The sequence below is a fragment of the Clostridium sp. UBA7791 genome (genome assembly GCF_002480755.1).
GTDB lineage: Bacteria > Bacillota > Clostridia > Clostridiales > Clostridiaceae > Clostridium_J > Clostridium_J sulfidigenes.
Window position 1 is genome coordinate 1216351 of record NZ_DLCT01000005.1, and the last position, 14484, is coordinate 1230834.

A 14484-nucleotide genomic window follows, 5' to 3' on the forward strand; every position below is an offset into this window, starting at 1 on the left:
AAGTATTATTATACTTATCAATAATTAGTATTGGTAAATTGCTATATAAAGCAATAAAATGAAATTAAGAAATTTATAACAAGGTTTTAATAGGGGGCATTACATTATGAATCTAAAGTATTTAAAAGAGCTAGAACAGCCTATTAGAGAAAAGTTGATGAGAGAAGAGTTGGGGGAAGAAAAGTGCAAAATAATTGATAAATTCAATTTACATCCCAATGAAAACTTATATTGGGAAAGAGTAGAGCCCAAATACCCTAATCAAGAATATTTTAGTCATAAACTAGCCACGAAGAGTACGCCTATAGGGATAATATTTCATATAAATAGATTATGTTATGCAAAAACTAAATATTTTGAACAGAATTGGGATAAATTTGTTCCATGTATATATAGTTATATAAATAATTTTGTAGAAACGGAAATCTATAATATGGAGTATATCAAACATAAAAGTACAGGTATAATTCTAGATTTGCGAGAACTTGCAAAAATTCATTGGATAGATGATTTCAGAGCCATATGTACTTACTTAGAGGAGAAAGAGATAGAAATGCAATCCTAATAGAAAAATTAAATTTATAAGAGCTTAGTTATCATCTGATAATTAAGCTCTATTTTTATAAAGGACTATAAAAGAAGAAATATTTAGGTTAATATATTAAATAGATAAGCAAATATATTTAATAGTATATTATTATCTTGAGGGGAGAGATAAATATAATAAATATAGATTGGAAGCCGGATAAAAACATAAATAAGCCTCTATATATTCAAATTGTAGAGTACTTTAAGGAGAAAATAAATGGAGGAGAATGGCAAGTCGGATTCATGATTCCTACGCAACGAGAATTAGCTAAAATTTTTAATGTAAATAGAAGTACTATTGTTTCAGCTATAGATGAGTTAAAGGCAGAAGGAATCTTAGAGGGTAAGGGAAAGGGTGGAACTAAAATAGTAAATAATGTATCACCTTTATTATCTAATATACAACCAGATTGGAAGTCCTATATTGATGAAGGCATTCATATCCCTAATGTTAAGACTATTAAGAAAATCAATACCCTTGAGTTTAGAGAAGATTATATACGATTGAGCACTGGAGAACCATCATCAGAATTATTTCCAAAAGAAGATATGAAAATAATATTAAATGAAGTAGCGAGGGATATGGATAATTTAGGATATGAAAGTCCCAGTGGAACTATGTATCTTAGGCAGCAAGTAAGTAATTATTTAAAGACAATTGGCATATATGCATCACCAGGTTCTATACTTATTGTTTCTGGAGCTTTGCAAGCAATGCAGCTAATTTCTATGGGATTATTGCAAAAGGGTTCTACTGTATTGTTAGAAAATCCTTCTTATATGTACTCACTTCAAATATTTCAGTCATTAGATATGAGAAGAAGTGGGATACCTATGGATAATGAAGGAGTTATGGCTAATTTAATTCCAGATTACATAAAAAAACATGTTCCATCTATACTATATACTATACCCAATTTTCAAAATCCTACTTCTATAGTCATGTCAGAAAAAAGAAGAAAAGAGTTGATAAAGGTTTGTCAGAAAGAGAAGTTACCTATTATTGAAGATGATGTATATAGGGAGCTTTGGATTGACGCTCCACCACCGGACCCTATTAAGAGTATAGATACTAATGGATTGGTATTATATGTAGGAAGTGTATCAAAGACATTATGTCCAGGATTAAGAATTGGGTGGATTGTGGGACCAGAACCAGTAATTGAACGATTAGGTGATATAAAGATGCAAACTGATTATGGTTCTAGCTCTTTATCACAACTTACTGTGGGTAAGTGGCTAGAAACGGGGTTGTATGAAAATCATTTAAAAGAGATAAGAAGTCAATTAACTATAAGAAGAGATGTAACAATAAATGCTTTAAATAGATACTTCAAGGATATAGCTACTTGGGAAATACCCTCAGGGGGTTATTATGTTTGGATTACTTTAAAGTATAAAATAGGTATGTATAAGCTTTTTGATGAAGCATGTAAAATGGGAATTTTATTGTATCCTGGATATATATATGATGCTAATTTTAATAATTCTTTGAGAATATCTTTTTCCTATGCACCTATAGAAGAGCTAGAGGAAGGTTTATTAAAACTGTCATTACTTATTAAAGAATTGGTTAGAAGGTAAGAACTCTGTTTAGAGCGATTAAGCAATCAACTAAATTTAGAATTATATTTGTTTTTAATTACTCATAACATAATTATATGGTTGTGTTATGAGTAGTTTTTGGTTGGGCTTATTTTAATTAATATGGATGGAGAAGTATTGAGTGAATTTTCTTATAATATAAATAGGATAGCAGCTGTTAAATAAAACTAATTTAAATTAGGTATCTTTATATTAGGGGACAGGAGAGGATACTATGTTAGAAAACACTTTGATTAATGATATTCATATAAAGGAAATAGAGGAGCTGGAAGAATTTCCGCTACTAGAGATAGATTTAAAAAAGGTATATGATAATACTAAATATGTAGTGGATTTATGTAAGAATCAAGGAATTTCTGTAGCAGGAGTAGTTAAAGTTGTACATGCTATGCCACAGATAGTTTCAGAGATGGATAAGGCAGGATGTGAGTATCTTGCTACATCTAGAATAAATCAAGTTATAGAGATGAAAAAACAAGGTATAAAAAAACCTGTTATGCTTATAAGAATACCTATGCATAATGAAATAAAACAATTAGTGGAATATGTGGATATAAGTTTAAACTCTGAAATTGAAACTTTAAAGAAAATAAACGAAGAGTGTAAATACAAAAACAAGAATCACAAAGTTATTTTAATGATGGATTTAGGTGATTTAAGGGAAGGTATTGTAGATGAAAAAGAGTTCATAAACTTAGCCTTATATGTAGAGAAAGAATTAACTAATGTAAAACTTTATGGTATAGGGACAAATTTAGGATGCTATGGTTCTGTGAAACCTACAGAAGAGAATTTAGGTAAGTTATGTAATGTAGCAGAAAAAATAGAAGCTTTGATTGGAAGAGAATTGGATGTGGTTTCAGGAGGAGCTACTTCTTCGTTAACTTTAATTTGGGATGGAAAAATACCAAGTAAAATTAATAATTTAAGAATTGGAGAAGGAATATTAGTTGCTAAGGATTTAGATGATTTTTGGGAGTATGATATGTCCATGTTACATCAAGATGCCTTTGTGCTAAAAGCTCAGGTAGTGGAAGTTAAAAATAAGCCATCTCATCCAATTGGTGAAATATTTATAGATGCATTTGGGAATAAGCCCACCTATGAAGATAGAGGTGAAAGAAGACGTGCATTATTGGCAATAGGTAAGCAGGATTTTGTTTCTGTAGATACTTTAATACCTATAGATAAAAATATAGAGGTAATTGGTGCTAGCAGTGACCATTTAATTATAGATATAGAAGACTGTAAGACAAATTATAAAGTTGGTGATGTTATAGAATTCAATATATATTATCCACACTTATTATATCTAAGTGGATCAAGGGATGTAAATAAGAAATTTATATAATGAAGATAAAGGATGTTTAAATACAATATAGGTATATGCAATAGATATTTTGAAATCTATTGTATATACCTATAATTATTTACAAAATTAAATAATATTAATATAATAATATTTGTGACAAGGACATGTGCCATTAGCTCAGTTGGCAGAGCACCTGACTCTTAATCAGGGGGTCCAGGGTTCGAAACCCTGATGGCGCACCAAGGGAAACAATACTGTAGAGTGTTGTTTCTTTTTAATAAAAATTTTTTTGAAAAAAGTAGCTCGTAAAATAATTAATATGATTAAATTAATCTATTTAAGTATAAACTGAATTGGTTTATATTTTTTTACATTAAATGATAAATATTTATTTAATGTATTTTAATAAAATACTTTACAAAACTTACAGTGGGTTGTATAATAATATTTGTGACAAGGACATGTGCCATTAGCTCAGCTGGCAGAGCACTTGACTCTTAATCAAGGGGTCCAGGGTTCGAACCCCTGATGGCGCACCATACCTCGTAGTACTAATAAGTATTACGAGGTATTTTACATTTTAAACTAAAAAATAGTATAGACTTAATTAATAAAATATATTAAGGTTAATATAGATTTTATACAAAATGAAAGAAGGAAAAATAATGAATCATTTATCAACAGAAAAAACTAATGCTCCTATTTGGTTTATATTTAGACAAAATGAATTATTAGTAGAAGAAAAAGAGGATAAAATTTTTATACCAAGATTTAAAGATTTAGAATCAGTTAATATTAATCCAGTAAGAGTTCAAGATCTAGGAACTAGAAGTTGTGGTAAATGTTACTCTGTAGAGGTATCAAAAGAGTATACAGAACCTTTGGGTATGAAATTTATAACCTTAAGAAACTTATATGGACAAGTTTCAGATGAAATATATATAGAAGCAGGACGTGCTATTCAAATCATGAATTGGGATAGAACCCATCAATATTGTGGTGTTTGTGGTAATAGTACTAATACTATACTAAATGAATATGGGAAAATATGTCCACAGTGTGGTTTTATAAGCTACCCTAGAATAAGTCCTGCTATAATAGTTGCTATAGTTAAAGATGGTAAATTACTTCTTGCTAAAAATGCTAAGTCAAAACATAATTTTTATAGTGTTTTAGCAGGGTTTTTGGAACCTGGTGAAACATTAGAGGAATGTGTAGAGAGGGAAGTAATGGAGGAAGTGGGAATAGAAGTTAAAAATATAAAATATTTTGGTAATCAACCATGGCCATTTCCTAATTCTCTTATGGTAGGGTTCACAGCAGAATATGATAAGGGTGAAATAAAGGTTGATGGAGTTGAAATTGAAGAGGCAAACTGGTTTGAGGTAAATAATTTACCTAGTATTCCTGGAAGCATTAGTATTGCAAGAAAACTAATAGATTGGTTTAAGGATAATTATACTGAGATCTAGATTTTAAAATTAAATTAATAATAGAATTCATAGGAAAAGTATATTGTGTTTAACAGTATACTATAAAAACTTTAACACATAATAAACAATGAATATATGTGTTAAAGGAGGGATAAAGATGGATCATGATTTATTAAGAGAACAACAATATGAGATTAAACAACGTGAAGAAGATAAAAGGAAATACAAAAAGGAGAACTATCTTCGTAATGGAAATAAATCTCAAGGTCAATACGCTCAAAGTAGCTTTAATACTACTATTGAAGAGTCAGGTACCAATGAAAGTGGTATCGTAGCAAAAAAAAACGGTTATTAAAATTAAATATTTTATTTATAAAAGGGCTATTTCAAAGTAATCTAAATCTTAATTATGTTGAGTATTATCTGCTAATGGTATTAAAGTATAAACTCAATATTTTAGAGATTCTAGAGAATTATTTTGAGATAGCTCTTTAGGGTTTAATTATAAAATCTTAGAATTTGAAAAGAAAATAATGTGCTAAGGAATTATATAAAAATTTCAATAAAAAAATCTTACTATGTTATAATAAAGCTATTGAAATTTTACATAGCAAATAAGGAGCAATTAAAGGATGAATAAGAATAAAGTTAAGGCTTTTGCCACTTGGGCAAGAAGTAATCTTATTGAAAAAATAAAAGATAGAGCGTATAAAATAGGTATTGAAGATAATAGAATTAGAGATATAGAAGTGGTTCAAAGTGGATTTAAAGTAGTGGGTGGAGAAGAAATATTTAATATTTCACCTAAGCATAGAAAATCACTAATAAAGGAAATAGAATCAAAATCTTTAGATGAAGTTGTGGAAGAAGTGGCATATACTTGGTTTAACAGGTTTATAGCTTTAAGGTATATGGAAGTACATGATTATTTGCCCATTGGAATAAGAATTATATCTTCAGAGATACCAGGTAAAATGGAACCAGATATTTTATTTAGGGTTGGTGAAGTTATAAGAGAGTTGAGACTAGATTCAGATTTAGTCTATAAATTGTTAGATAGTAGTAAAAATTCTGATAGAGAAAATCTATATAAATATATTTTAATAAGACAATGTAATGAATTAGGGAATATTATTCCTGGTTTATTTGAAAAAATAGAAGATTATACAGAATTGTTATTTCCTGATAATTTGTTAGAAGAAGGTTCCATACTAAGGAAAATGTGCAATGACATAGATGAAGAAGACTGGAAAGAGGAAGTAGAAATTATAGGGTGGATGTATCAGTATTATATATCTGAAAAGAAGGATAAGGTTTTTGATGATCTAAAGAAAAATGTAAAAATAACTAAAGAAAACATTCCAGCAGCTACTCAGTTGTTTACTCCTAAGTGGATAGTGAAATACTTAGTAGAAAATTCATTAGGAACCATATGGATTCAAGGGCATGAGGATGAAAATTTAAAGAATGAATTAAAATATTATTTAGAGGAAGGCATTCAGGATTTCGAAATAGATGACATTTTACATAATATTAAATTGGGGAGAAAAAATTTACATCCTGAGGATATAAAGGTTCTTGATCCATGTATGGGTTCGGGGCACATATTGTTATATGCCTTTGATGTGCTTTATAAAATTTACAAATCTGCAGCTTATCCAGAGCGAGAGATTTCAAGAAAAATTTTAGAAAATAATATATTTGGATTAGATATAGATTTAAGAGCTAGTCAAATTGGTATGTTCTGTCTTATTATGAAGGCTAGAGCGTATAATAGAAGATTTTTCAGAGAAGTTGAAAAAAATCCTTTGAAGCTTAATATAGTAGCTATAGAAGAAAGTAATGGTATTACTTATGAAATTATAGAATATTTCGCAAAGGAAGATGAAGAGCTAAGAGGTGATTTATCTTATTTAGTAAATACCTTTAAGGATGGTAAAGAGTTTGGATCAATATTAAGAGTTGAGAAGGTGAATTTTCAGAGGTTAAAAGAACGGTTAGGAGAGATAAATGAAGAAAATAATTTAGTATTTAGTGATTATAGACAGATACTGTTAAATAAATTACCAAAGCTCATTAATCAGGGAGAAATAATGAGTATTAAATATGAGGTTTGTATTACTAACCCACCTTATATGGGACTAAGGGGAGCTAATGATACCCTAGCTAAATATTTGACCAACCATTATCCTTTATCAAAGCATGATTTATTTTCTGTGTATATGGAAGTGTGTAAGAACTATCTTAAAGAAGATGGAATATATGCCATGGTAAATCAGCATTCATGGATGTTTTTAAGTAGCTTTTTAGAACTTAGAAATAAGATTTTAGAAGACAGTACTTTTATTAGCATGATTCACTTAGGATCTAGAGTATTTGAAGATAATGTGGGTACCATAGTACAGAATGTTGCTTTTATAAATCAAAATAGTGAAATTCCTAAATATAAAACGAGAATTGTAGACCTTACTAAAGAGTTAACAGCTTTGGAAAAGAAAATAAAGATTAAGTCAGTTTGTAGTGGAATGGAGAGAGAGGGGATTTACAGTATATGGCTAAAAAAACTAATGACAATCCCAACAAAACCTTTTGCTTATTGGGTAAATGATAATGTATTAAATTTATTTTCTAATTTACATAAGTTTGAAAATATTGCAAAGCCTAGACAAGGAATGGCTACATCAGATAATAAACGGTTTTTAAGAGATTGGTATGAAGTTGATATAAATGAAATTAATTTTTCAGCTGCTGATAGAGATGAAGCTTTGTTAAGTAAGAAAAAATGGTTTCCATATAACAAAGGTGGAGAATACAGAAAGTGGTTTGGTAATAATAGATATGTGATTAATTGGGAAAATGATGGCAGTGAAGTAAAAGATTATGCAGCAAAGTTATATAAATCATATAGTAGAACTATAAAAAATGAGGAGTTTTATTTTAAAAGTGGTCTTACATACACTTTTATTTCTGAAAATATGGGAGTAAGGTATTCTCCTCAGGGGTTCATATTTGACGTTGCTGGATCTTCTATATTCTTTGATGATAAAGACCTAGAAAAGGTAGTACTAGCATTGTTATGCAGCAAAGTTGCTAATATGTTTTTAGATATAATGAATCCAACCTATAATATACAAGTAGGAGATTTGAAGAATGTTCCAATACATGAAGATATATTTAAAGAAGAAATAAAATCTACCATTGATGAAATTGTACAAGAAAACATAGCCATTAGTGAAGCGGAATGGAATGACTTTGAGACATCATGGAACTTTAGAACTCATCCATTGATGAGAGGCTTAAGAGAAAAAAAAGTTAAGGATGTAACCATAGAATCTAGATTTAAACTTTGGGAAAAAGAAAATATGAAAATTATTGAGAAACTTAAAAATAATGAAGAGAAGTTAAATAAAATTTTCATAGATGTTTATGGTTTAAATGAAGAATTATCCCCGGATGTATCATATAAAGATATAACATTAAGGAGAATTGAGGTAGAAAGAGAAGTGAAATCTTTAATATCTTTTGCAGTGGGATGTATTATGGGTAGATATTCAATAGATGTTGATGGGTTAGTGTATGGAGGTGGAAACTTCCAAGATAAATGGGATTTTAAAAATCATAGAGTTAAGAAAGTAGAAATAGATTCCACTGGAAAAGTAAATGATAATAGATGGGTTAATTCAAGTTTTATGCCTAAGGTTGATAATATAATGCCTATAACAGAAGAAAAATATTTTTCAGAAGATTTAATGACCAAGTTCATTGAATTTTTAAAAGCAGTTTATGGAAATGAAGTATTGGAAGAGAATCTTAATTTTATAGCCAATATTTTAGGCGAAAAAGATAGTGAAACTTCAAGGCAAAGCATTAGAAGATACTTCTTTAAGGAATTCTATAAGGATCATATAAAAGCTTATGGAAAGAAACCTATATATTGGTTATTTGATTCAGGTAAGAATGATGGATTTAAAGCATTGGTATATGCTCATAGATATGACGACTTAACTGTAGCTTTATTGAGGACAGAATATATTCATCTTATGCAACGGAAATATGAAGGTGAATTGAGTACATTGGAGCTAATAAAAGACTCACAGGAATATAGTGCTAAGGAAAGAGCAATAGCTAGGAAAAAAAGTGAAAAGTTAAAAAGGAAAATAGAAGAACTCATTGAATATGATGAAATAGTTGCGTATATGGCTAATGAAAAAAAATCCATTAACTTAGATGAAGGAATTAAAGAAAATTATGATAAATTCCAAGGTATCAAAATTATGAAAACAAATGGAAAAGAAACTAAGATAAATCTTTTATATAAAATCTAAGGAGTTTATATTAAAACATATAGGGGTACAATTATACTTTATTTTATGGTAATATTTAAAATGGATTAATATTTAATAGAGTTTTATATAAGGTAAACTTTAAATAAGATTACTACATATCTCATATTATATAAAATGCTAAATTGTATTATTAAGTTGTATTATATAAAATGGATTAAGCTAAAGTGTGAGGTAATTAATAAATATATAAGGTAAGGTGAGTAAAATGAATTATGAAATATTAGCAAATACAATTTTCCCTAACATTGATAAGGAGCCTGAGTATTATATTTCAAAGTATCCCAAGAGAAACCTTAAAGAAGGTGCCAAGGTTACTAGATATGCTCCAAGTCCAACAGGGTTTCAACATATAGGAGGAGTATTTTCTGCATTAATAGATGAAAGAATAGCTACTCAAAGTGAAGGAGTTTTTTATTTAAGAATCGAAGATACAGATCAAAAAAGAGAAGTGGCTGGTGCTATAGAAGATACTATAAATACCATGCATAAGTTTGGGTTAGATTTTACAGAAGGTATGACAGGGGATAATACATCTAAAGGTGAGTATGGTCCTTATAGACAAAGCGAAAGAGAAGAGATATATAAAACTTTTGCTAGAGATCTAATTAAAAAGGGGCTTGCTTATCCATGTTTTTGTACATCAGAAGATCTAGAACAACTGAGAGAAAAACAAATTAGTGAAAAATTAACTCCAGGATATTATGGAGAATATGCAATCTGTAGAAATTTATCTCCAGAAGAAGCTTTAAAAAGAATAGGTGAAGGTGAAAAATATATTATAAGATTAAAATCTCCAGGTAATCCAGAAAACAGAGTTGAGTTTCACGATCTAGTTAAAGGTGATATTTCTTTCCCAGAAAGCAATCAAGATATAGTTATAATTAAATCTGATGGACTTCCAACCTATCATTTTGCTCATGCTATTGATGATGCGCTAATGGGAACTACTACTGTAATTAGGGGAGAAGAATGGTTATCATCTCTTCCAATTCATATTCAACTCTTTGATATTCTTGGATTTGATAGACCTGAATATGCACATACTCCTACAATAATGAAGTTAGATGGAGATTCTAAAAGAAAGTTATCTAAGAGAAAAGATCCCGAAAGTGCAGTAAGTTATTATGATGAAGAAGGATATCCTATGATATCTGTTATAGAATATTTACTTAATATAATAAATTCTACTTTTGAACAGTGGAGAGAAGAAAATCCATCATCTGATTATCATGAATTTAGAGTATATCTAGATAAGATGAGTAAAAGTGGTGCTTTATTTGATATTGTAAAATTAAGTGACGTAAGTAAAAATGTAATTTGCAAGTTAAAGGCTGATGTGGTATATGACTACTATATAAATTGGGCTAAGAATTATGATAAGGAAATGTATGACATAGTAACTAACAATGAATTAATGTGTAAAGAAATATTCAATATTGATAAAGAAGGACCAAAACCTAGAAAGGATTTTGCTAAATGGAATGATGTTAAGGAAAAAATATTCTTCTTTTTTGATGTATTATTTAAGAGTACTGTAGAAGAAATAGAATTTCCTAAGAATATAGATTTACCAGAAGCTAAAAGGGTAATAGAAGCTTATGCTAAGGCATATAATTTTAATACTGATAAGGATACTTGGTTTGAAGAGTTAAAAGTAGTAGCTGTAGAATTAGGGTACGCTACAGATAGAAAAGCCTTTAAGAAAAATCCTGAAAATTACAAAGGTATGGTTTCAGATGTAGCTGGATGTGTAAGAACGGCATTAACTTATAGAAATAATACACCAGACCTTTATACTATTATGCAAATAATGGGGGAAGAAACAGTTAGAAATAGATTTGCTAAATTTTTGAAACTATAATTAGAAATATAGATAAAAATCATCTCTGTAATTTTATAGAGATGATTTTTTATCTATAACTGAAACATACTTATTACCTTCAATATAGTACCTCCAAAGAAAATCTTTTGCCTCTTCAGCGTAATCAATGCCAATCCTTTTAGAATATACAATTTTGAAATCTTTAAAATCGTCAGCATATAAGGATAATTCCTCACTTAATATAGAATGGGTATTTAAAGATTTGTCTATATTAAGGGCTATACATAGTTTTCCAGGACCAGAAGTGAGATTTAATATTTCTCGAGGCTTAAGCTTAGTAAAAGGCTTATTAAATCGGTTTTCACTCATAACTTCAATACCTTCTATTGGTTCAATGGCACGAATTAAGACTCCTTGAGGATCGCCTTCACAACCGGTTACTATATTCATACAGTTATACATTCCATATATTTTATATACGTAGGCTATACCAGCACTTTTAAATAAAGGTTCCGTTCTAGTGGTTTTCTTATAGTTATAGGCATGAGAAGCTTTATCAATTTTTCCCACATAAGCCTCAGTTTCTACAATTCTACCAGTAAGCTTATATCCCATATAATTCCTTACTACTATTTTACCTAAGAGGTCCTCAGCAACTTTTCTTGCATCCCTACGAAAAAAATCAAGGGAAAGGTTTTCAAATTTCATAAATATCCTCCATATTTATTTTACAAATGTAATATTTAATCTTTTATACTATATAGTTTAGGTTAAAATCGCTTAGATTATTTATAATATATCTATATAAAGATAAAATATCTAGTAATTTTCATTTGATTGAATTAAAATTTGAATTAATAATTTAAATCTGTATTATATATATGAAAAAATAAATATTAACTATTTTATGATAGTATAGTTTGAATTTTCAGGGAGGAATTATATATGAAAATTAAAATAGAAACAGTGCTAATTACTGGAGCTTCGTCTGGAATTGGATATGAGTTTAGTAAAATATTTGCTCGAAATGGCTATAACTTAATTTTAGTTGCCAGAAGAATTGAAGTTTTAAAAAGGATTAAAGAGGAGCTATCAAAGATTTATGGAATAGAAGTAATTATAATTGAGAAAGATTTATCTAAATCTCATAGTGGAAATGAGGTTTTTAATGAAATTATAAATTTAGATATAAGGATAGATGTACTAATAAATAATGCTGGTGTAGGTTATTGTGGTCTATTTCATGAAATTAATATGGAAAGTCATCGTTTAGTAATACAAACTAATATGGTTGCTTTAACGGAGCTTACATATTTAATTTCTAATGAAATGATTAAAAATGGGGGTGGAAAAATCCTAAATGTGGCATCTACTGGTGCTTATCAACCAGGACCTTATACTGCAGTATATTATGCATCAAAAGCTTATGTATTATCTTTAACTGAAGCTTTATCAATCGAACTTAAAAAGTATAATATTCAGGTAAGTGGACTTTGTCCAGGAACTACAAAAACAGATTTTCATCAAAGAGCTGGCAAAAGAGAATTAAGAGGAGCTATGTCGCCTAAGTTAGTTGCTGAAATAGGGTATAAAGAATTTATGAAAGGAAGAAGCATAATTATACCTGGGATTAAAAATAAAATTGCTATAGGAATATCTAAGGTTTTACCTAGAAAACTATTGGGAAAAACCGTTGGATTTATCCAAAATTCGGCTATTTTACTTAATAAGTAATATTTTTGTAGGAAATGTATTAATAATAATGTATAATTATATATTATATGGCTTTAATTTCATATAGGGGGGTAAAAATTTGAAAACACAAGATGTATTTTGGGGTATAATCGGAATTCTTATTGTGACTTTAATCATAGTTTCTATATTTAATATAAGAATTAGAAGTTCAATAAGAAGGCTAACTAATGAAATGGAGAAAATTGCTCAAGGTGATTTAACAAAGAAACTAAAGGCAAACAAAATTAAAATAATAAAAGAACTAATAGTTTATTCCAATGACTTTATGATAAAGGTTAGAAGGCTTATAGGAAAATCTACAGAAATTAGTGATAGGATACTTATAAACTGTGATGTCTTAAGTAAAGATATGAAAAATATGGAGTTACATGTGGTTGAAAATGTAGAATCTATAACCACCATATCGGATGATATGAATAATCAGGTTGATAAAGTTGTATCTGTTAGAAGTGATATAGAAAGTATTGTTTTAAATCATGGGACTATGGTTAGAAATTCTCATAGCGTGGAAAAAACAGCTATGTCAATGATGGAATCTGTAAGTGAAAGCAAGAGTGAGTTTGATAAACTTATTAATAAGATGGAAAAATCACTATGCTTGGAAAAGGAACTCTCTCTTAGGATAAAAGCCTTAGAAATTGGTGCACAAAAAATTCAAGATATATCTGATACTGTAAAAGAAATAAGTGGTACTACAAATTTATTATCTTTAAATGCATCCATAGAAGCTGCAAGAGCAGGAGAAGCTGGAAGGGGTTTTTCTGTAGTGGCTGAGGAAATAAGAAAGTTGGCAGAAATGTCATCTGTACAAGCAGATGAAATTCAAAAGATAACAGATAATGTTCAAAAAGATATATATGAATTTGGATCTATAATGGAAGAAGATTTATCAGTTATAAAAGAATCTATTTCATACGCTAAGAAAAATAGTGAAAATTTTCAATCTATATCTAGTTCTAGTATGAATACATTAAACTCTATACAAGAAATAAATAAAGCTATTGAGGAGCAAAATATAAATTTAAGGAATATAGAGCTATCTATAAATAGTATTTCTAATTTTGTTTCTAAAACTACCATTCATGTACAAAATACAGCAGAAAGTTCTAAGGTTCAACTTAAGGTAGTAAAGCGTGTTTCTGATAATATCAAAGAAGTTGTAAATATGAATAAAGATATGAAGCTTATAATATCATCCTTTGCACAAAATTATATTTTAGATGAAGATACTGAAAAATATATAAATAATGCTAAAAATATTTTGAATAGTGTTGCAAAAGAAGGCACAATAATATGTTTAGAAGAAACTAAGTGTAATAAAACATTAAAAGAATTTGTGAAAAAATATCCGTTCTTTTATCTACTATCAGTTATGGATATAAATGGAGATACTAAAGGGATAACCCTTGAGGGAAGCAGGGAAGAGTTATATTGTAATTATTCTCATAGACCATACTTTAAAGAATCCATTAAAGGATTAGTATATAAGTCAGAGCCCTATATATCTTCTGATACTGATGGATATTGTATAGCTCTTTCAGTACCTATAAAGAATAATAGTGGACAAGTGGTAGGTATTGTAATGGGAGATTTAGTATTAGAAAAGAATTAAAATGAAGCTAT

The 14484-nt window shown here is 28.8% G+C and carries 10 protein-coding genes and 2 tRNA genes; 11 read left to right on the plus strand and 1 reads right to left on the minus strand.

The genetic code is table 11. The features are described from left to right. Window positions 1-106: 106 nt before the first annotated feature. The 9 genes from B3Z56_RS11235 to gltX all read left to right on the plus strand — a co-directional run bounded on the left by B3Z56_RS11235 (window position 107) and on the right by gltX (window position 11145). Window positions 107-565, plus strand: a complete 459-nt coding sequence (locus tag B3Z56_RS11235; RefSeq protein ID WP_346848069.1) for a hypothetical protein — start codon at window positions 107-109, stop codon at window positions 563-565. 137 nt (window positions 566-702) lie between these two features. Beyond that, window positions 703-2172, plus strand: a complete 1470-nt coding sequence (locus tag B3Z56_RS11240) for a PLP-dependent aminotransferase family protein (protein ID WP_346878796.1) — start codon at window positions 703-705, stop codon at window positions 2170-2172. Between the two features lie 235 nt (window positions 2173-2407). Beyond that, complete coding sequence (locus B3Z56_RS11245; RefSeq protein ID WP_346848071.1) at window positions 2408-3544, plus strand: alanine/ornithine racemase family PLP-dependent enzyme; 1137 nt, start codon at window positions 2408-2410, stop codon at window positions 3542-3544. 127 nt (window positions 3545-3671) lie between these two features. Beyond that, window positions 3672-3747: transfer RNA gene (locus tag B3Z56_RS11250), tRNA-Lys, on the plus strand. A gap of 221 nt (window positions 3748-3968) precedes the next feature. Next, window positions 3969-4044 (plus strand) — tRNA-Lys (locus B3Z56_RS11255). A 126-nt stretch (window positions 4045-4170) separates the two neighbouring features. Then, on the plus strand, window positions 4171-4977 hold the full coding sequence (nudC, locus tag B3Z56_RS11260; RefSeq protein WP_346876171.1) for an NAD(+) diphosphatase: 807 nt from the start codon (window positions 4171-4173) through the stop codon (window positions 4975-4977). A gap of 118 nt (window positions 4978-5095) precedes the next feature. Next, complete coding sequence (locus B3Z56_RS11265) at window positions 5096-5293, plus strand: hypothetical protein (RefSeq protein ID WP_346878975.1); 198 nt, start codon at window positions 5096-5098, stop codon at window positions 5291-5293. A 277-nt stretch (window positions 5294-5570) separates the two neighbouring features. Then, on the plus strand, window positions 5571-9263 hold the full coding sequence (gene pglX, locus B3Z56_RS11270) for a BREX-1 system adenine-specific DNA-methyltransferase PglX (protein WP_346878797.1): 3693 nt from the start codon (window positions 5571-5573) through the stop codon (window positions 9261-9263). 226 nt (window positions 9264-9489) lie between these two features. Then, window positions 9490-11145, plus strand: a complete 1656-nt coding sequence (gene gltX / locus B3Z56_RS11275; protein WP_346848074.1) for a glutamate--tRNA ligase — start codon at window positions 9490-9492, stop codon at window positions 11143-11145. 33 nt (window positions 11146-11178) lie between these two features. Here gltX and B3Z56_RS11280 read toward each other — a convergent pair whose 3' ends face one another. Beyond that, window positions 11179-11814 (minus strand): DNA-3-methyladenine glycosylase, encoded by a 636-nt coding sequence (locus B3Z56_RS11280; RefSeq protein ID WP_346848075.1) that lies wholly within the window; start codon window positions 11812-11814, stop codon window positions 11179-11181. A gap of 237 nt (window positions 11815-12051) precedes the next feature. Between B3Z56_RS11280 and B3Z56_RS11285 the strand changes: the two genes are divergently transcribed. Both B3Z56_RS11285 and B3Z56_RS11290 read left to right on the plus strand, forming a co-directional pair. Continuing rightward, window positions 12052-12840, plus strand: a complete 789-nt coding sequence (locus B3Z56_RS11285) for an SDR family oxidoreductase (RefSeq protein WP_346848076.1) — start codon at window positions 12052-12054, stop codon at window positions 12838-12840. Between the two features lie 79 nt (window positions 12841-12919). Next, window positions 12920-14473, plus strand: a complete 1554-nt coding sequence (locus B3Z56_RS11290; protein WP_346878798.1) for a methyl-accepting chemotaxis protein — start codon at window positions 12920-12922, stop codon at window positions 14471-14473. Window positions 14474-14484: the final 11 nt, after the last annotated feature.